The organism is Pseudomonas kurunegalensis (assembly GCF_030291635.1).
In the GTDB taxonomy this organism is placed as follows: Bacteria; Pseudomonadota; Gammaproteobacteria; order Pseudomonadales; family Pseudomonadaceae; genus Aquipseudomonas; species Aquipseudomonas monteilii.
Window position 1 is genome coordinate 1,760,549 of record NZ_CP127871.1, and the last position, 18,584, is coordinate 1,779,132.

The following is an 18,584-nucleotide window of genomic DNA, read 5'->3' on the forward strand; positions in this document are numbered from 1 at the left end:
TGCAGGTTTCGGGACGATTCATACAAGGGAAGAGGTCATGCTTCGAATTCGCAAACTGGTTCTGGCCATGGCTGCAGCATCGGCGCTGTCGTCTGGCATGGCGAATGCGCTGGGCCTGGGGGAGCTGACCCTGAAGTCGGCACAGAATCAGCCGCTGGACGCCGAGATCGAATTGCTCGATGTGCGCGACCTCAAAGCCGCCGAAGTGGCGCCCAGCCTGGCGCCACCGGAAGAGTTCAGCAAGGCCGGGGTGGCGTTTCCGACCTACCTCGAAGACCTGACCTTCACGCCGGTGATCAACCCCAACGGTAAAAGCGTGCTGCGGGTTACCTCCAGCCAGCCGCTGCCAGGGCCGGTGGTCAAGTTCCTGGTTCAGGTGATGTGGCCGCAAGGCCGCCTGCTGCGCGACTACAGCGTGCTGCTTGACCAGGCCAAGGCCCAGGGCGACAAGCCGGCTGCAGGCAATGTGACACCGGCCACAACCGGTGCCAGCAGCTACACCACCCAGCGCCGCGACACCTTGTGGCAGATTGCCGCGCGCAACACGCAGGGTGGCTCTATCCAGCAGACCATGATCGCAATCCAGGCGCTGAACCCGGATGCCTTCATCGGCAACAACATCAACCAGCTGAAGGTGGGCCAGGTACTGCGCCTGCCCGACCAGCAGCAGATCCAGAACATTCCTCAGGGCGAGGCCAACAGCGAAGTAGCCGAGCAGTATGCTGCCTGGCGTGAAGGCCGGCGCCTGGGCCCGCGTGCCCGCCAGCTCGACGCTACCCGCCGTGGTGCCGCCGAGGCTGCGCCGGCGCGCATCGCCCAGGGCGACAACTTGCGCCTGGTCAGCCCGGGCAACCAGGCCGGCCAGACCAAGGCGTTGAATGACAAGCTGGCGGTGGCCCAGGAAAGCCTGGATACCAGCCGGCGCGACAACGAAGAACTGAAAAGCCGCATGTCCGACCTGCAGAGCCAGCTGGACAAGCTGCAGCGTCTGATCGAGCTGAAGAATGACCAGTTGGCCCGCCTTCAGGCCCAGGGTGTGGCAGCGCCGGCTACGGCTGCCGCTGCCGCCAAACCGGTTGAGCCGGCGGCAACTGCCCAGCCGGCGGCCAAGCCCGCACCGGCTGCCGTCGATACCGCGCCCAAGCCGGTACCGGCTGCCAAGCCTGCGCCTGTTGGCCAGCCGAATGGCGCGCTCGACCAGATCCTGGGCAACCCATGGCTGATCGGCATAATTGCCGGCTCCAGCCTGCTGGTGCTGGCACTGCTGCTGTGGCTGCTGGCGCGTAAGCGTAAAGCCCAGCAAGAAGCTGAAAAGCACCTGCGCATGGCGCGGGCGCTGGAGGAAGAGCAGGGCACAGGCTTCGACACCGATACCGAGAGCCTCGATGGCGTCGAAGTTTCGGAGCCGAGCGTTACCCTGTCGCCAGCCGTGGTCGCCGCTTCAGCCGCCGCTGCCGTTGCTGCGGAAAAAGTGGCTGAGCCTTCTGCCGAGTCGGCGCCGGAAGCTGAACCGCAAGCCGACCCGCATGCCGCGCTGCTGGCGGAAGTTGATCAATGCCTTGCCGAAGGCCGCCTGAACCGCGCCACTGACCTGTTGGAGCCCGCCGTGGCTGGCGCGCCGGAACGTGACGACCTGCGCCTGAAGCTGATGGACGTGTACGCCCGCCAGGGCGACCAGAGCGCGTTCGCCGAGCAGGAGCGCAAGCTGCCGGCCAGCGAGCAGAACATTGCCGAAGTCACCGGGTTGAAAGAACGTTACCCTGCCATGCTCGGCCTGGCCGCTGCCGGCCTGGGCGCGGCGGCGCTGGCTGCCGAAATGGATGAGCAGTACGTGCAGGAGTTGCTGCACGATGAGGCCGAGGCGCCAGTGGTTGCCGACGTGGTGCCTGAGGAAGTGCCTGAATTCGAGCCGCAAGTGGAGGCTGAGCCAGAGGTCGTCGCGCAAGCGGAGCCTGAAGCCGTGTTCGAGCCAGAAACCGAGCTGGATGCCTTCGATGATGTACCGACCCTTGATGTATCGGGCCTGGAAGCGCATGGCCTCGATGAGCAGGATCTGGACAGCGCCTTCGACTTGAGCCTGGGTGAAGACCTGCCCGAAGAAGACCCGCTGGCCGCGCCGCTGCTGGACGAGTCTGTGCAGCAGGAGCCAGTACCTGACGAGTTGGTCATTGCCGAGCCTGTGCTGGATGAGCCTGCGTTTGAAGAGGCTCAGCCGGAAGAACCGCCGTTTGCCGTGGATGCCGAACTGCAAGCCGACGCTGACGCCGATTTCGAGGCCATGCTGGATCAGGCCGAGCCGCAGCCAGCCGTGGACCTGTCTGACTTCGACCTTGATGTCAGTGAGCCGGTTGCCCCGGCCGCTCCAGATGCCGTTGAAGAGGCCCCGGTGGATGTTGCCGCCGAACTGGCTGCCTTCGACAGCGAGCCGGCATTCGACCCGGCCTCCGACTTCGACATGCCGTCGGACTTCGACTTGTCCCTTTCGCTGGAAGACGATTCGCCGGCAGCCAAGCGCTTTGCCTCGGAGCTCGACGACGTCAACGCCGAGTTGGACAAGCTGTCGCAGAGCCTGGAGTCGCCTTCGCTGGAGCCGCATTTCACGGCAGAAGACGCGGTTGCGCAGCCGGATCCCGAGCCGCCACTGGACGACCTGGACTTCGACTTCTTCTCCGGCAGTGACGAAGTGGCCACCAAACTCGACCTGGCCCGTGCCTACATCGACATGGGCGACAGCCAGGGTGCGCGCGACATCCTTGATGAAGTGGTCAAGGACGGCGACGACGGTCAGCGCCAGGAAGCTGAGGACATGCTCTCTCGCCTGGTTTGATATCGTCCTCAAATGAAGTGCACATCAACGGCAGCCCTACACGGCTGCCGTTGTCGTTATACTCCCCGCCATTCCGTACACCCCACAGGTTTCAAACGCTTGGACATCATCGACACCGCCACCACCGAATCCGCGGCCGAAGGCTACTCCCGCATCGCCCTGGGCGTGGAATACAAAGGCGCGCGTTACCGCGGCTGGCAGCGCCAGGCCAGCGGCGTGCCAAGTGTCCAGCAGGCCCTGGAGCAAGCGCTGTCCAAAGTCGCGAACGAGCCGATTTCGGTGATCTGCGCCGGGCGTACCGACGCCGGCGTCCATGGCTGCGGGCAGATCGTGCACTTCGACACCCGCGCTGTGCGCGACGAGCGCGCCTGGACCATGGGCACCAACTTCAACCTGCCGCACGACATCAGTGTGGCCTGGTCGCGGCCGATGCCGGCCGATTTCCATGCACGCTTCAAGGCCTGTGCCCGGCGTTACCGCTACGTCATCTACAACGACCCGATCCGCCCGGCGCACCTGGCCGAGGAAGTCACCTGGAACCACCGCCCGCTGGATGTCGAGCGCATGGCCGAGGCCGCGCAGTTCCTGCTCGGCACCCACGACTTCAGTGCCTTCCGCGCCAGCCAGTGCCAGGCCAAGTCGCCGGTCAAGCACATCTACCACCTGCGCGTTACCCGCCATGGCCAGATGATCGTGCTGGACGTGCGCGCCACCGCTTTCCTGCACCACATGGTGCGCAATATTGCCGGTGTGCTGATGGCCATCGGTGCTGGCGAGCGCCCCGTCACCTGGGCGCGTGAAGTGCTGGAAGGGCGCGACCGCCGTGAAGCCGGGGTGACGGCTCATCCATACGGGCTGTACCTGGTGCAGGTGGAGTACCCCGAGGAATATGCACTGCCCCAGCGTTACATCGGCCCACACTTTTTGACTGGCTATGAGGCTTTGGCAGACTGACGGGCGAAAAGTCATTTGCTAACATCCGGCCTTTGACCGGAATAACCAAGGTTCGCTGTCCATGAGCAATGTTCGCAGCAAGATCTGTGGGATCACCCGTATCGAAGACGCACTGGCCGCTGCCGAAGCGGGTGCCGATGCCATCGGTTTCGTCTTCTATGCCAAGAGCCCTCGCGCCGTGGACGTGCGCCAGGCGCGTGCGATCATTGCCGAACTGCCGCCGTTCGTGACCACGGTCGGGCTGTTCGTCAACGCCTCGCGTTGCGAGCTGAACGAGATCCTCGAAGTGGTTCCGCTGGACCTGCTACAGTTCCACGGCGACGAAACGCCACAGGACTGCGAAGGTTATCACCGCCCCTGGATCAAGGCCCTGCGTGTTCGTCCGGGTGACGACCTGGAGGCGGCCTGCCAGCGGTACGCGGGCGCGCGCGGTATTTTGCTGGACACCTACGTGGCGGGTGTGCCGGGGGGAACCGGAGAGGCGTTCGACTGGTCTCTGGTGCCGGAGCGCCTGAGCAAACCGATCATCTTGGCGGGCGGGCTGTCGGCCGATAACGTCGGCCAGGCCATTGCCCAGGTGCGGCCTTACGCGGTGGATGTCAGCGGTGGCGTCGAGCAGGCCAAGGGCATCAAGGATGCCGCGAAGATCGAGGCGTTCATGCGGGCCGTGAAACAGGCGTGATGGCAGATGTGACGGCTGGCTGCGCGCCATCGTCCATAGCTTTCGCAGCCCTGCTGGGCAGCTGCCTGCACAGGCGGCAGAACAACACATTAGCGGTGGAGCGGTGCGCTGGAAGCCCCGGCGGCCGGTCCACCATCGTTTGATAAAAGATTTTGAGCTCAAGGGCAGGGCAGGGCCGGCGACACCGGCCCCCGCCTGCCAATACTGGAGAAAGAAAGCATGAGCAACTGGTTAGTCGACAAACTGATCCCTTCGATCATGCGTTCCGAGGTGAAGAAGAGCTCGGTGCCTGAAGGCCTGTGGCACAAGTGCCCGGCTTGCGAGGCCGTGCTGTATCGTCCGGAGCTGGAAAAGACCCTGGATGTCTGCCCCAAGTGCAACCATCACATGCGCATCGGCGCACGTGCGCGCATCGACATCTTCCTCGACGCCGAAGGCCGTGCCGAACTGGGCGCCGAGCTGGAGCCGGTCGACCGCCTGAAGTTCCGTGACGGCAAGAAGTACAAGGACCGCCTGGTCGGCGCCCAGAAGCAAACCGGCGAAAAAGACGCCCTGATCTCCATGAGCGGTACCCTGATGGGCATGCCGATCGTGGTCAGCGCTTTCGAGTTCTCGTTCATGGGCGGTTCCATGGGTGCCATCGTCGGCGAACGCTTCGTGCGTGCGGCCAACTACGCCCTGGAGCACCGCTGCCCGATGGTCTGCTTCTCCGCTTCGGGCGGTGCGCGTATGCAGGAAGCGCTGATTTCGCTGATGCAGATGGCCAAGACCTCGGCCGTGCTGGCGCGCCTGCGTGAAGAAGGCATCCCGTTCATCTCGGTACTGACCGACCCGGTGTACGGCGGCGTTTCCGCCAGCCTGGCGATGCTCGGCGACGTCATCGTCGGTGAGCCAAAAGCCCTGATCGGCTTCGCCGGCCCACGCGTGATCGAGCAGACCGTACGCGAGAAGCTGCCAGAAGGCTTCCAGCGCAGCGAGTTCCTGCTGGAGCACGGTGCCATCGACCTGATCATCTCCCGTGGCGAACTGCGCCCGCGTCTGGCCCGCCTGCTGGCGCAGATGACCGGCCAGGACACCCCGGAGCAAGCGCGTGAGGCGGCAGCCGTCGCGTGATGAAACAACGATCCCTGGGCGAGTGGCTCGCCTACCTCGAGCAGTTGCACCCCTCGGCCATCGACATGGGCCTGGAGCGGTCGCAGAAGGTGCTTGCCCGGCTGGCGCTGGGCAAGCTGGCGCCACGCGTGGTGACGGTAACCGGCACCAACGGCAAGGGCTCCACCTGCGCCTTCGTGGCCTCGCTGCTGCGTGCCCAGGGGCTCAAGGTCGGCGTGTACAGCTCGCCGCACCTGTTGCGTTACAACGAGCGGGTGCTGATCGATGGTCAAGAGGCCAGCGATGAGCGCCTGTGCGACGCCTTCGCCGCCGTCGAGGCGGCGCGGGGCGACATTTCGCTGACCTACTTCGAGATGGGCACGCTGGCTGCGTTCTGGTTGTTCTACCAGTCGCAACTGGATGCTGTGGTACTGGAAGTAGGTCTTGGTGGCCGCCTGGACACCGTGAACGTGGTGGATGCCGACCTGGCCCTGGTGACCAGCATCGGTGTTGACCATGTCGACTACCTGGGTGATACCCGTGAGTTGGTGGCTTTCGAAAAGGCCGGCATCTTCCGCCCGGGCAAGCCGGCTCTGTGCGGCGACCTGGATCCGCCACAGCCATTGCTGGACAAGGCCGCCGAATTGGCTGCGCCTCTGTTCCTGCGCGGTCGTGATTTCGACCTGACCACTACCGATAGCGCGTGGAACTGGCGGGGTACCGCAGCAGATGGCGCGCAGGTAGAGTTGCGTGAATTGCCATTGCTCGATCTGCCCATGGAGAACGCCACGCTGGCCCTGCAGGCCTACCTGCTGATGGGCCTGCCCTGGGATGCAGGGCAGGTGCGCCAGGCGTTGCTGGCTACCCGCATCACCGGCCGTCTCGACCGCCGTGTGCTGCAGTGGCAGGGCAAGTCGGTAGAATTGCTGCTGGATGTGGGTCATAACCCCCATGCAGCGGAGTATCTGGCCCGTCGGCTGGCGGCTCGCCCGCTCAGGGGGCGCCGTCTGGCAGTGTTCGGCCTGCTCGCCGACAAGGACCTGGACGGCGTTGTTGCGCCGCTGAAGGGCTTGGTCGATGACTGGGCTGTGGCGCCGTTGGATACCCCACGTAGCCGCCCGGCTGCAGAACTGGCCACGGCCTTGACGAACCTCGGCGCTGCGGTGAAGTCTTATGCCAGCGTCGACGCGGCCCTCGAGGGGCAATGCGCGCAGGCGACGGCGGATGACCAGATCCTGCTGTTCGGTTCGTTTTTCTGTGTCGCCCAGGCGCTGGAATGGCTGCAGCGGCACACCCAGGAGGGTGAAGTAGATGGCAGTGCTGGATAAAGGGATTAAACAGCGCATGGTGGGTGCGCTGGTGCTGGTGGCGTTGGCGGTGATTTTCCTGCCGATGCTGTTCACCCGCGAGGACGAGATGCGCCAGGTGCATGTCGAAGCCCCGCAGGCGCCGGCGATGCCCAGCCTGCCCGAGGTGAAGGTGGAGCCGGTTGCCGTGCCGGAGCCGCAGGCCATCCCGGAAGAGCCTCAGCAACCACCTGTGGTGGTTGACGAGTCCACGGCACCCGCGAGTACGCCCAGCCAGCCGATCACGCCATCGCCGCAGACCCAGGCGCAGGTTCAGCCGGCCAAGCCGCAGGCGCCAGCGCCCAAGGTCGAGCCGAAACCTGTGGCTACGCCTGCGCCGACCGCAGCTGTGGCAAAGCCGGCTGCACCCTCCAAGATCGACGTCAATGGCCTGCCGGTCAGCTGGTCGATCCAGTTGGCCAGCCTGTCCAACCGTGCTGGCGCTGAAAAGTTGCAGCAAACCCTGCGCAGCCAGGGCTACAACGCCTACATCCGCTCGGCAGGTGGAATGAACCGGGTATACGTGGGGCCGTTGATCGAGCGGGCCGAAGCCGAGCGCACGCGTGATGCCATCAACCGCCAGAACAGCCTCAAGGGTTTTGTGGTGCGCTTCCAGCCTGAGCGCAGCTGAACAAGGTATTCGCGGGCTTGCCCGCGAATGGCTTAACACGAATCCACCCGACATTCCGCTTACTCCCAGCCCGCTGCTCTGGTAAAATGCGCCGCCTCAAACGTCTGCAGGCAGCACCGTGGCATTTACCTTGGTTGATTGGGCGATCATCGCGATCATCGCCGTCTCCACACTGATCAGTCTCAAGCGCGGCTTCGTCAAGGAAGCCTTGTCCTTGCTCATCTGGATCATTGCCGGTGCGGTTGCCTGGATGTTCGGCGGTTCGCTCTCGGTGTATCTTGAAAGCTATATCCAGACGCCATCGATGCGCGTCATCGCGGGCTGCGCCATTCTTTTCGTCGCCACCTTGCTGGTGGGGGCCATGGTCAACTTCCTGGTCGGCGAGCTGATCCGTGTCACCGGGCTGTCCGGCACCGATCGTTTCCTGGGCATGGCCTTCGGTGCCGCGCGCGGGGCCTTGCTGGTAGTGGTGGCCATAGGCCTGATCAGCCTGGGGCCGGTTCAACAAGACACCTGGTGGCAGGAATCACGCCTGATACCACAATTTCTCTTGGTCGCCGACTGGTCGAAAAACCTGATCCTGGGTTTCACCGGCCAGTGGACGCCCAGTGGGCTGATCAGCGCTCCGGCTGATCTTCCGTTCAAGGAACAGTTGCTCGGGCCGTCCAAACCCTGAGCGCTATTCACTCAAGTTTCGTCAAAGTAGGGGTTGCGTCGCATGTGTGGCATCGTCGGTATCGTCGGTAAGTCGAACGTCAATCAGGCGCTGTATGACGCGCTTACGGTCCTCCAGCACCGCGGCCAGGACGCTGCCGGTATCGTGACCAGCCATGACGGCCGGTTGTTCCTGCGCAAGGATAATGGCCTGGTGCGCGATGTGTTCCAGCAGCGCCACATGCAGCGCCTGGTGGGCAGCATCGGTATTGGCCACGTGCGCTACCCGACAGCGGGCAGCTCGACCTCGGCCGAGGCCCAGCCGTTCTACGTCAACTCGCCGTACGGCATCACCCTGGCACACAACGGCAACCTGACCAACGTCGAGCAGCTGGCCAAGGAGATCTACGAGTCCGACCTGCGCCACGTCAACACCAACTCCGACTCGGAAGTGCTGCTGAACGTCTTCGCCCATGAGCTGGCGGTACGCGGCAAGCTGCAACCGACCGAAGAAGACGTGTTCGCTGCGGTTTCCCACGTGCACAGCCGCTGTGTCGGCGGTTACGCCGTGGTGGCGATGATCACCGGCTACGGTATCGTCGGTTTCCGCGACCCCCACGGCATCCGCCCGGTGGTCTTCGGCCAGCGTCACACCGACGAAGGCGTGGAATACATGATCGCCTCGGAAAGCGTGGCCCTGGACGTACTCGGCTTTACCCTGATCCGCGACCTGGCACCGGGCGAAGCGGTGTACATCACCGAAGGCGGCCAGCTGTTCACCAAGCAGTGCGCCGAAGCGCCGACCCTGCAGCCGTGCATCTTCGAGCACGTCTACCTGGCCCGCCCGGATTCGATCATCGACGGTATCTCGGTGTACAAGGCCCGTCTGCGCATGGGTGAAAAGCTGGCCGACAAGATCATGCGTGAGCGCCCTGAGCACGATATCGACGTGGTCATCCCGATTCCGGACACCAGCCGCACCGCCGCGCTGGAGCTGGCCAACCGTCTGGGCGTCAAGTTCCGCGAAGGTTTCGTCAAGAACCGTTACATCGGCCGTACCTTCATCATGCCCGGCCAGGCTGCGCGCAAGAAGTCGGTGCGCCAGAAGCTCAACGCCATCGAGCTGGAATTCCGCGGCAAGAACGTGATGCTGGTGGACGACTCGATCGTGCGCGGCACCACCTGCAAGCAGATCATCCAGATGGCCCGCGAAGCCGGTGCCAAGAATGTCTACTTCTGCTCTGCAGCCCCTGCAGTGCGCTACCCCAACGTCTACGGCATCGACATGCCGAGTGTTCACGAGCTGATCGCCCACAACCGTACCACCGAACAAGTGGCCGAGTTGATTGGCGCCGACTGGCTGGTCTACCAGGACCTGCCTGACCTGATCGATTCGGTCGGTGGCGGCAAGATCAAGATCGATCACTTCGATTGCGCGGTATTCAACGGTGAGTACGTCACCGGCGATATCGACGCGGCCTACCTCGACCGCATCGAGCAGGCCCGTAATGACCTGGCCAAGGTCAAGAACCAGGCCGTCAGCGCGATCATCGACCTCTACAACAACTGATTCAGGGAGCGACGGCATGACGGATCAATGGGATGCCGGGCGACTGGACAGCGACCTCGAGGGTGTCGGCTTCGACACCCTGGCGGTGCGCGCCGGTCAACACCGTACACCCGAGGGCGAGCACAGCGAAGCGCTGTTCCTGACCTCCAGCTACGTGTTCCGCACGGCGGCCGATGCTGCTGCGCGCTTTGCCGGTGAAACGCCGGGTAACGTTTACTCGCGTTACACCAACCCGTCGGTACGTGCCTTCGAGGAGCGCCTGGCGGCGATGGAAGGTGCCGAGCAGGCCGTGGGTACGTCCACCGGCATGGCGGCGATCCTGGCCGTGGTGATGTCGCTGTGCAGCGCCGGTGACCATGTGCTGGTGTCGCAGAGCGTATTCGGCTCGACCATCAGCCTGTTCGAGAAGTACTTCAAGCGCTTTGGCGTGCAGGTGGACTACGTGCCACTGGTCGACCTTGCTGGCTGGGAAAAGGCCATCAAGGCCAACACCAAGCTGCTGATCGTCGAGTCGCCGTCCAACCCGCTGGCCGAACTGGTCGACATCACCGCGCTTAGCGAAATCGCCCATGCCCACGGTGCCATGCTGGTGGTGGACAACTGCTTCAGCACCCCGGCGTTGCAGCAGCCGCTGAAGCTGGGTGCCGACATCGTGTTCCACTCGGCCACCAAGTTCATCGACGGCCAGGGCCGTTGCATGGGCGGCGTGGTTGCAGGCCGTGCCGAACAGATGAAAGAAGTGGTGGGCTTCCTGCGGACCGCAGGCCCGACCCTCAGCCCGTTCAACGCCTGGATCTTCACCAAGGGCCTGGAAACGCTGCGCCTGCGTATGCGTGCGCACTGTGAAAGCGCCCAGGCCCTGGCCGAATGGCTGGAGCAGCAGGACGGCGTGGAGAAGGTGCATTACGCCGGCCTGCCTAGCCACCCGCAGCACGCACTGGCCAAGCGTCAGATGAGCGGCTTTGGTGCGGTGGTCAGTTTCGAGGTCAAGGGCGGCAAAGAGGGCGCCTGGCGCTTCATCGATGCGACCCGGGTGATTTCCATCACCACCAACCTGGGGGACAGCAAGACCACCATCGCCCATCCGGCCACCACCTCCCACGGCCGCCTGTCGCCGCAGGAGCGTGAAGCTGCAGGCATCCGCGACAGCCTGATCCGCGTTGCCGTGGGCCTGGAAGACGTGGCCGACCTGCAGGCAGACCTGGCACGCGGGCTGGCGGCACTGTGATCGAAATCGGCGGCAGTGTGCCAGGCCACAACGGCCGGGTAGCCCTGGTGACCGGTGCCGCGCGCGGCATCGGCCTGGGCATTGCCGCCTGGCTGATCTGCGAAGGTTGGCAGGTGGTACTCAGCGACCTTGACCGCCAGCGCGGTGCAAAGGTGGCCAAGGCCCTGGGTGACAACGCCTGGTTCATCACCATGGACGTTGCCGACGAGGCTCAGGTCAGTGCCGGGGTGTCCGAGGTGTTGGGGCAGTTTGGTCGGCTGGACGCGTTGGTGTGCAATGCGGCGATTGCCAATCCGCACAACCAGACGCTGGAAAGCCTGAGCCTGGCGCAGTGGAATCGGGTGCTGGCGGTCAACCTCAACGGGCCGATGCTGCTGGCCAAGCATTGTGCGCCGTACTTGCGTGCGCACAATGGGGCGATCGTCAACCTCACCTCTACCCGGGCGCGGCAGTCTGAGCCCGATACCGAGGCCTACGCCGCTAGCAAGGGTGGCCTGGTGGCCTTGACCCATGCCCTGGCCATGAGCCTGGGCCCGGAGATTCGCGTCAATGCGGTGAGCCCGGGCTGGATCGATGCCCGTGACCCGTCGCAGCGCCGTGCCGAACCGCTGACCGAAGCCGACCATGCCCAGCACCCGACGGGCAGGGTAGGGACGGTGGAAGATGTGGCGGCCATGGTTGCCTGGCTGCTGTCGCGCCAGGCGGCGTTCGTGACTGGCCAGGAGTTTGTGGTCGATGGCGGTATGACTCGCAAGATGATCTACACCTGAGCGGCAAGCTTCTAGCTGCAAGCTGCAAGAAGGGACCGCGAGGCCCCTTCGTCATTTTGAAGGTTCCGAAATCGAACAGGCCACAGCTGGCTTTTTCTTGCGGCTTGAAGCTTGAGGCTTGCAGCAGCTTTGAAAAAAATTCAATGGGGCTATTGACTTAGCTTCGCCACCTGCGTAAATTTCGCGGCCTCAGCGAAGCAAACGCAACAAGCAACATCGCGAGGGTGATTAGCTCAGCCGGGAGAGCATCTGCCTTACAAGCAGAGGGTCGGCGGTTCGATCCCGTCATCACCCACCACTTCCTGAGATGTTCCTGACGCTTCAGGTTTCGCAAGAAACCGAAAGCCAGAGAGGAACGCACTGCGCAGCGGTAGTTCAGTCGGTTAGAATACCGGCCTGTCACGCCGGGGGTCGCGGGTTCGAGTCCCGTCCGCTGCGCCATTTTTCAGTAACAGATGGGTGCCTGGCACCGGTCTGAAGCCACAAGGCAAAAACCTTGGGCTGACCCAGTTTCAATCGGGCGTAAGCCTGAACGATACGCAGCGGTAGTTCAGTCGGTTAGAATACCGGCCTGTCACGCCGGGGGTCGCGGGTTCGAGTCCCGTCCGCTGCGCCATCTTCGCTTCAAGGTCCCTAGAACACCTTGAAGCAACACAAGAGAAGCGATCATGTTATCGCTTTTTTTGTGCCTGCCCTGAGGCCAACGCGCCGGAAGGGTAGACCCAGGTTTCAATCGGGCGCAAGCCTGAATGATACGCAGCGGTAGTTCAGTCGGTTAGAATACCGGCCTGTCACGCCGGGGGTCGCGGGTTCGAGTCCCGTCCGCTGCGCCATCTTCGCCTCAAGGCCCCTTGAACGCCTTGAAGCACAAAAAAGCGACCTTCGGGTCGCTTTTTTCGTTTCTGCGGGCAGAATTCCCGGCCTTTACCCACATTTACACCAACCTGACAGGTTCTTCACCGACCAGTGGTTCCTGTGCCTGCCTGCTGTGTTGCACAATAGGCACCTTCTCGACATACCCGGAATTCGCAATGACCAGATCTTCCGTCTTTGGTGCGCTCGGGCTGGCCCTGGTGCTGGCGGGCGTGACCGGTTGTTCCTCGAAAAAGGCCGCCATCTACGAGCACGAGAACTTCGACGACTCGGGCACTTTCTCGCGCAGCTTCCCTGTGAGCGATGCCGGCTCTTGCGAGGCCGCGCGGCGTGCCTTGCTCAGCCAGGGGTATATCATCACCAGCAGTGGCGCCAACCAGGTGGTGGGTAACAAGAGCTTCCAGCAGAACAGCGAGAACCATCTGCAAATCAGCTTCAACGTTACCTGTGCACCGGATGTGAGCGACGAGCAGCGCTCGACCATGTTCGCCAACGCCCTGCAGGACCGTTATGCGCTGAAAAAATCAAACACCTCTGCCAGCCTGGGGGTGGGCGTGCTGGGTTCGGTGTCGATGCCGATTGGCTCCAGTGACGACTCGATGGTCAAAGTGGCCAGCGAGACGGTGACGGCAGCGCAGTTCTATGACCGCTACTTCGCCCTGGTGGAGAGTTACCTGCCCAAGCCGAAGAAGGTGAGCAAGGCCAAGGCCGAAGCGCCCAAGGTTGAAAAACCGGCGGTTGACCTGGGGTTGCCAGAGCAGGCAGCGGCTAACCCTGTTGCCCCGACACCCGCGCCGGCGGCTGAGGTTGCGCCCGCGCCTGCGGCCGTTGCACCGGCCAATGAGGCGGTGGCAGCACCAGTGGTGAATGACAGCCAGGGCTCGCAGCCGGTGGCACCGCCGGTGGAGGCTGCGCCGATTCAGGTGCAGCAGGATGCACAGCCTGCCGAGGCTGCGTCACCTTCCCTTTGAGTGGTCGCTTGTACCGGCCCCTTCGCGGGTAAACCCGCAAAGAGGCCGGCACAGGCCGTGCACATCCCCTGTTACAGACGCACCGCGATAACTTCCTGAACACCTGCTACGTTTACCACTCATAAGCTTGTCATCATTCCTTCACCTCACCTGCTTAGGTTGAAGGCGACACCGACGAAGACAAATGAGTAAAGAGGACGCAGGGCTATGGATGAATACCAGGAAGAACTACTCGAAACCCAGGCTTACGAACTGGACACCCCGGAACCGGCTGACGACGCCACCGAGCTTTAGCCCACCCGCCGCTGGCTGCGGCGGAACTCTCCCGGTGTAAGGCCCGTCCAGCGCTTGAACGCGCGCTGGAAGGCCTCGGCCGATGCAAACCCCAACAGATAGGCAATCTCGCCAAAGGCCAGCGCTGTATCGCGGATATAGGTCTCGGCCAGGTCGCGCCGTGTTTCATTGAGCAAGTCGCGAAAGCGTGTGCCTTCCTCGGCCAGCTTGCGGCGCAGTGTCCAGGTTGGCAACTGCAGGTGCAGCGCCACTTCTTCCAGGTCGGGTTCGCGGCCGCCATTGAGCAGCGGGCCCAGCAGGTGGGTGATGCGCTCACCCAGGCTGCGCACCCGCGTGCGCTGCTGCATCTCTGCCTCACACAGCTGCAGCAGGTGCTGCCAGGTGCTCGGGCAATGCCTGGGGTTGGCCAGTTGCAGTGTGGCGCGGCTCAGGCGCAGGCGGTTGCCGTCGGCGGCGAACTGCACGGGTGTGCTGCAAAGCGGTTGGTAGCGCGCGGCATAGGCGGGTGCGGCAAATTCGATGTCCAGGCGTTCGGCCTGCACCGGGGTGCCTGCAAGGTCGGCTAGCTGGGCTAGCCAACCCGCGAGCAGCGAGTCGACCACAAAGCGGTTGTAGGCGTTATAGGGGCTGATGGAGTAGAAGCGCAGCCAGGCGCCCTGGGCGTCTTCGTGAAAGCTGGAGTGGCCACGGTAGTTGGCTGCGTACAACGGTTCGAAGTGCAGCAGGGTGCGCGCTGCCTCGCCAAGGGTAGGGGCCTGGGCGGCGGTGACCCCGGCCAGGCCGGCGTGAGCCAGGCGGCTCAGGCGCCCCATGTGCAGGCCCAGGGCGGGCTCGCCGCACAGTTCGATGGCGGCGTGGCCAAGGTGCATGTAGCGGGGGATCGACAAGCGCGCGCCGGCTTCAGTCAGGCGCGGCCCATCCAGGCCATAGCGCAGCAGCAGCGGTTCGGGGGCGTGGCCAAGCTCGCGCAGGGCCTCGCTCAGCGGCTGGACAAAGCCAACCGACAGGTCACCCAGGCGCACGCGGGGGCGGGCCATGGTGTTACAGCCACAGGTTCAGCAGGCGGGCACCAGCGCTGGGGGTGCCCACCAGCAACTCACCCGCCTGGTGGGCGAAGCCTTGGCCATCACTGCCTTGCTCCCAGAACTGCCCACGCATGAACACGCTCATGCTGCTGACACTGGCCCCGGCCGCCTCGGTCAGGCGTTGCCAGGCGGTCTGTTCGCTGACTTCGCCACGCTGCAGGGGCAGCCCGGCGGTGGCGTGCTGGTGGCGGTTACCACGCCATGGCGCTTCCCAGCTGCTCTTGCCGCTGAGAAACACCGGGTTGGCGACCAGTTGTACCGCTTGTTGTGCCAATTGCCGATGGTTTTCCGGGTACCAGCTGTCACTCCCTATCAGCACACCCAGCCGCCCGGCAGGCGTTTGCACGACCTGCAACGGGTGCTTGCGCCCATTGTGCACGTAGCGGCGCATTTCGCTGTCAGGGAACTGCTGGTGTTGTGGCTCGCCCAGTAGCGAGCCATCGCCAGCGAACACCATGCTGCTATTGAACAGCGGGCCACTACCGGCGTGCAGCACGCCCTGTTTCACGTAAGGCGCAGGCAGCACGATGGAGCCGGCCACCAGGGTAACGCCGAATTCCTTGGCCAGGCCGCCAAACAGCTGCTGGTAGTCCGCAGCCATCTGCTCGGCTTTCATGCGCAGGTGCGCATCGGCGCGCCAGTCATCGCCGTCGGCGCCGAGCATGGCCAGGCCGTAGCGCAGCGGGTTGCTCAGCTCCAGCCATTGCAGGGCCTCGCGGCTCTGAGTCACCTGATACAGTTCGTTTTTCTCACCGCGGGCCCACAGCCAGGTGCCGATGTGCTCCGGCAGCACCACTACCGTGCGCGGGCTTATCAGTCCTTGTGCGCGGGCCTGTTCGAGGTAAGCGGCGAGCTTTCGGTGCAGGCGCTGCAGGTTCTGGTAGTCACCCGGGTACAGCAGCGGCTCGACGCCCAGCAGGTTGCCGTGTTCGCCTGGCACGCCATGGTTCAGTGCCAGCTCGATGCGCAGGTCGGACAGGTAGTGGCCTTCCGGGCGCTGTTGGGTCCAGAAGCCATAACCACAGAGGGCGGCGAGGAAGACCAGCGCCAGGGCGCCAGCAAGCAGTTTTCGCATTGACCGTGTCTATCCAGTTGAAACTGTGACAAGGGTACGAGCAAACCGGCGCCCAGCGGAAGGTCAATCGTGCGATTTGGTTGTGCCGGGGCCGCAACCGACCCCGGCGGCGGCATCAGAACTTGCCGCTCAGGCTGACCAGGAAGCTGCGTGGTTCGCCATACAGGTTGCCATAGCCGGTCGAAGACACGGTGCTGTAGTAGGTCTTGTCGAACAGGTTGTTGGCGTTCAGGGCCAGGGTCCAGTGTTCGTCCAGATCATACGCGGCACGTGCCGAGTAGATGGCGTAGCCGCTTTCCACGAAGGAGTAGTCCAGCGATTCGCTGCCGCCCAAAGGCACCACGGTGCCCGATTCGCTGTGCTCGCTCTGGGCGATCACCCCGGCGCCAAGGCTCAGTGCCGGCAGGCGCTGGAAGCGATAGTCGGTCCACAGTTTGAGCAGGTGGCGCGGGGTATGGGTGCTGAAACGGGCATCGCCTTTGCGCTTGTTCTCGTTGGCGTTGTAGGTATAGCCCAACGCCACTTGCAGCCCCGGCAGCACTTCGCCGTTCAGTTCCAGTTCGAAGCCCTGGCTCAGCTGGTAGCCATTGCCGACATAGCAGCATGAGGTGACAGACCCCCACTGACGTGGGTAGTCGGGATCGATCTGGCCTTCGCCCTTCTTCTCGATACGGTACAAGGCAAAGCTGGCCAGCAGCTTGCCGTCAGCCAGCTCCTGCTTGATGCCGACCTCGTAGTTGGTGCCGGTCAACGGCTCCAGGGCCTTGCTGCCCGGTGGTGGGCCTTGCAGAAGGGTAGCCTGCGACTTGTAGATTTCAGCGTGGCTGGCGTACAGGCTGGTGGTTTCGCTGAGGTCGTAGACGATGCCGTAGTACGGCACGAACTGGCGGTCCTCATCGATAGAGTTGAGCTTCTGGCCATTGGCACCGACATACTCGGTGTCTTCCATGAGCGTGTAGCGACCACCGATGATCAGCGATAGGTCGTCTACCGGGCGGATGCGCAGCGAGGTGTAAGCGCCTGCCTTGCGCACATCGGTGCTGGTGTCCGGGAAATTCTCGGCCGTGGGGAAGCGGTCCGGCAGGGTTGGCGAGAAGATCAGGTCGTCGTAAAGGAAGTTCCAGTAGCTGCCACCACGGCTCTTGAGCTTGCTGCCGTCCACCCCCACGGTCAGGTCGTGCATGTGGCCGAACGCGTCGAACGAGCCTTGCAGGTTCAGGTCCAGGGTGGTGTTGGTGGTTTTGAAATCATGCTGGTTGTTCCACCACGAGCCGCCGGTGCCAGTGGCCGGGTCGATGGGGTTTTCCAGCTCCACCACATTCTGCGCGTTGCGGTTGATGTTGTGGCGCACGTTGGCCACGGCTTTCCAGTTGTCGCTCAGTTGCTGGTCCAGGCGGGCGAACACCGTGGTGTTCTCGATATCGTTCCAGCTCCAGGGCGTGGTCAGGTTGGTGCTGCGCGACAGGCCCAGATCGCTGCCATCGGAGAAGCGGCCCAGGGTGTTGCGCACGCCATTGAGGTCGTCACGCTGGTGGCTGGCACCGAAGAACAGCAGGGTGTCGTCGCTGGCATCGAACTCGAACGACACATAATTGAGGTTGCGTTTCTTGTGGTCGTAGTCGACGAAGTTGTGTTTGTCTTCCAGCACGCCTACATAGCGCCCGCGCAGGCGCCCATCCATTGCCAAAGGGCCGGTTACATCGAATTCGCCACGGTAGTTGTCCCAGCTGCCGGCCGAGGTCAGGGTTTTTACCTGCGGCTGCGCCAGCGGGCGCTTGTAGCTGAAGTTGATCACCCCGCCCGGTTCACCTGCGCCGTACAAACCGTCGGCACCGCGCAACAAACCGACGCTGTCGAACTGGGCAAGGTCTTCGTAGCGGCTGCTGTCGAGCATGCTCGATGTGGCGCCACCTTCGTAGCGCACATCGTTGATTTCGAAGCCACGGGACACATAGGTGTTCTTGGCCCATGCCTCCTTGCGGGTAACACCGGTCATCTGGTTCATCACCTGGTCCATGTTGCGCAGTTGCTGGTCCTGCAAGCGCTGATCGGTGATGACGGTTACTGATTGCGGAATCTCGCGCAGTTTCTGCGGCCCCTTGCCGCCCATGGTGGTGGTGCCCGGCGCATAGCTGCCGGTGTTTTCCGTGCTGGCGCCCAGCCATTGGCTTTCGACGTTGGTGGCTGACAGCTCCATGGGGGGGGATACGTGTTTGCCGCCATCCTTGGCAGCCTCCTGTGTCGTCGGGTCCAGTGTTTCGGCGCGCAGTACGCCGGTTGGCAGTGCAGCGGCGACGCCGAGGCACAGGTGCAGCGACAGGGGAGACAGCCGGGTGAGGCGGGTTTTGACCATGAAGGCAGCATCCAGTTGGTAGTTATTGTCGGATGCGAATTATTTACAATTGATTTACGTTTTCAATACGCACATGAAAATATTTTTACAATTCATGACATAGCGTGAGGTCTTCCTGTTTGTTTTGATCATTAACTTGTCAGTTTCAATCATTGAGTCAATTCAAACGGCTGTTTAAT

The 18,584-nt window shown here is 63.3% G+C and carries 14 protein-coding genes and 4 tRNA genes; 15 read left to right on the forward strand and 3 right to left on the reverse strand.

Features of this window, described 5'->3' with window-relative positions; genetic code table 11:
- The first annotated feature begins 37 nt into the window (after positions 1-37).
- The 15 genes from QQ992_RS07945 to QQ992_RS08015 all read left to right on the forward strand — a co-directional run bounded on the left by QQ992_RS07945 (position 38) and on the right by QQ992_RS08015 (position 13,598).
- Entirely contained in the window at positions 38-2,827 is a 2,790-nt protein-coding gene (locus QQ992_RS07945; RefSeq protein ID WP_286112904.1) for a motility hub landmark protein FimV, read from the forward strand.
- Positions 2,828-2,926: 99 nt separating this feature from the next.
- Positions 2,927-3,781, forward strand: a complete 855-nt coding sequence (gene truA / locus QQ992_RS07950; protein WP_105945327.1) for a tRNA pseudouridine(38-40) synthase TruA — start codon at positions 2,927-2,929, stop codon at positions 3,779-3,781.
- A 61-nt stretch (positions 3,782-3,842) separates the two neighbouring features.
- Positions 3,843-4,463 carry a phosphoribosylanthranilate isomerase gene (locus QQ992_RS07955; RefSeq protein WP_028699290.1) on the forward strand — a complete coding sequence of 207 codons (621 nt, stop codon included), beginning with the start codon at positions 3,843-3,845 and terminating at the stop codon, positions 4,461-4,463.
- Positions 4,464-4,682: 219 nt separating this feature from the next.
- Complete coding sequence (gene accD, locus QQ992_RS07960; RefSeq protein WP_110740252.1) at positions 4,683-5,576, forward strand: acetyl-CoA carboxylase, carboxyltransferase subunit beta; 894 nt, start codon at positions 4,683-4,685, stop codon at positions 5,574-5,576.
- The gene (gene folC, locus QQ992_RS07965; protein WP_110740253.1) at positions 5,576-6,883 is read left to right on the forward strand and encodes a bifunctional tetrahydrofolate synthase/dihydrofolate synthase; all 1,308 of its coding nucleotides are present in this window, start codon (positions 5,576-5,578) and stop codon (positions 6,881-6,883) included. The genes accD and folC overlap by 1 nt, the downstream gene beginning before the upstream one ends.
- Positions 6,867-7,532 carry an SPOR domain-containing protein gene (locus QQ992_RS07970; RefSeq protein WP_110740254.1) on the forward strand — a complete coding sequence of 222 codons (666 nt, stop codon included), beginning with the start codon at positions 6,867-6,869 and terminating at the stop codon, positions 7,530-7,532. The genes folC and QQ992_RS07970 overlap by 17 nt, the downstream gene beginning before the upstream one ends.
- 118 nt (positions 7,533-7,650) lie before the next feature.
- On the forward strand, positions 7,651-8,208 hold the full coding sequence (locus tag QQ992_RS07975) for a CvpA family protein (RefSeq protein ID WP_016715904.1): 558 nt from the start codon (positions 7,651-7,653) through the stop codon (positions 8,206-8,208).
- 42 nt (positions 8,209-8,250) lie between these two features.
- On the forward strand, positions 8,251-9,756 hold the full coding sequence (gene purF, locus QQ992_RS07980; RefSeq protein WP_016715903.1) for an amidophosphoribosyltransferase: 1,506 nt from the start codon (positions 8,251-8,253) through the stop codon (positions 9,754-9,756).
- Positions 9,757-9,772: 16 nt separating this feature from the next.
- A complete protein-coding gene (locus tag QQ992_RS07985) occupies positions 9,773-10,984 on the forward strand; it encodes an O-succinylhomoserine sulfhydrylase (protein ID WP_060498788.1) in 1,212 nt (403 codons plus the stop codon).
- A complete protein-coding gene (locus tag QQ992_RS07990; RefSeq protein WP_019096779.1) occupies positions 10,981-11,754 on the forward strand; it encodes an SDR family oxidoreductase in 774 nt (257 codons plus the stop codon). Before QQ992_RS07985 ends, QQ992_RS07990 begins: the two co-directional genes overlap by 4 nt.
- A gap of 222 nt (positions 11,755-11,976) precedes the next feature.
- Positions 11,977-12,052 (forward strand) — tRNA-Val (locus QQ992_RS07995).
- Positions 12,053-12,118: 66 nt separating this feature from the next.
- Positions 12,119-12,195: transfer RNA gene (locus tag QQ992_RS08000), tRNA-Asp, on the forward strand.
- A 98-nt stretch (positions 12,196-12,293) separates the two neighbouring features.
- A tRNA-Asp gene (locus QQ992_RS08005) sits at positions 12,294-12,370 on the forward strand.
- Between the two features lie 140 nt (positions 12,371-12,510).
- Positions 12,511-12,587: transfer RNA gene (locus QQ992_RS08010), tRNA-Asp, on the forward strand.
- A gap of 198 nt (positions 12,588-12,785) precedes the next feature.
- Positions 12,786-13,598, forward strand: a complete 813-nt coding sequence (locus QQ992_RS08015; protein ID WP_016714800.1) for a DUF2242 domain-containing protein — start codon at positions 12,786-12,788, stop codon at positions 13,596-13,598.
- 290 nt (positions 13,599-13,888) lie between these two features.
- On the opposite strand, the gene QQ992_RS08020 is transcribed toward QQ992_RS08015, so the two are convergent.
- The 3 genes from QQ992_RS08020 to QQ992_RS08030 form a co-directional block, all read right to left on the reverse strand.
- Complete coding sequence (locus tag QQ992_RS08020; RefSeq protein ID WP_286112909.1) at positions 13,889-14,929, reverse strand: AraC family transcriptional regulator; 1,041 nt, start codon at positions 14,927-14,929, stop codon at positions 13,889-13,891.
- A gap of 4 nt (positions 14,930-14,933) precedes the next feature.
- Entirely contained in the window at positions 14,934-16,052 is a 1,119-nt protein-coding gene (locus tag QQ992_RS08025) for a carbon-nitrogen hydrolase family protein (protein WP_286112911.1), read from the reverse strand.
- Between the two features lie 115 nt (positions 16,053-16,167).
- Positions 16,168-18,405, reverse strand: a complete 2,238-nt coding sequence (locus QQ992_RS08030) for a TonB-dependent siderophore receptor (protein ID WP_286112913.1) — start codon at positions 18,403-18,405, stop codon at positions 16,168-16,170.
- Between the last annotated feature and the right edge of the window lie 179 nt (positions 18,406-18,584).

Coding starts and splice junctions, on each gene's coding strand:
- QQ992_RS07945 (WP_286112904.1), top strand. CDS start 38: ATGCTTCGAATTCGCAAACTGGTTCTGGCCATGGCTGCAGCATCGGCG.
- QQ992_RS07955 (WP_028699290.1), top strand. CDS start 3,843: ATGAGCAATGTTCGCAGCAAGATCTGTGGGATCACCCGTATCGAAGAC.
- accD (WP_110740252.1), top strand. CDS start 4,683: ATGAGCAACTGGTTAGTCGACAAACTGATCCCTTCGATCATGCGTTCC.
- folC (WP_110740253.1), top strand. CDS start 5,576: ATGAAACAACGATCCCTGGGCGAGTGGCTCGCCTACCTCGAGCAGTTG.
- QQ992_RS07970 (WP_110740254.1), top strand. CDS start 6,867: ATGGCAGTGCTGGATAAAGGGATTAAACAGCGCATGGTGGGTGCGCTG.
- purF (WP_016715903.1), top strand. CDS start 8,251: ATGTGTGGCATCGTCGGTATCGTCGGTAAGTCGAACGTCAATCAGGCG.
- QQ992_RS07985 (WP_060498788.1), top strand. CDS start 9,773: ATGACGGATCAATGGGATGCCGGGCGACTGGACAGCGACCTCGAGGGT.
- QQ992_RS08015 (WP_016714800.1), top strand. CDS start 12,786: ATGACCAGATCTTCCGTCTTTGGTGCGCTCGGGCTGGCCCTGGTGCTG.
- QQ992_RS08020 (WP_286112909.1), bottom strand. CDS start 14,929: ATGGCCCGCCCCCGCGTGCGCCTGGGTGACCTGTCGGTTGGCTTTGTC.
- QQ992_RS08025 (WP_286112911.1), bottom strand. CDS start 16,052: ATGCGAAAACTGCTTGCTGGCGCCCTGGCGCTGGTCTTCCTCGCCGCC.
- QQ992_RS08030 (WP_286112913.1), bottom strand. CDS start 18,405: ATGGTCAAAACCCGCCTCACCCGGCTGTCTCCCCTGTCGCTGCACCTG.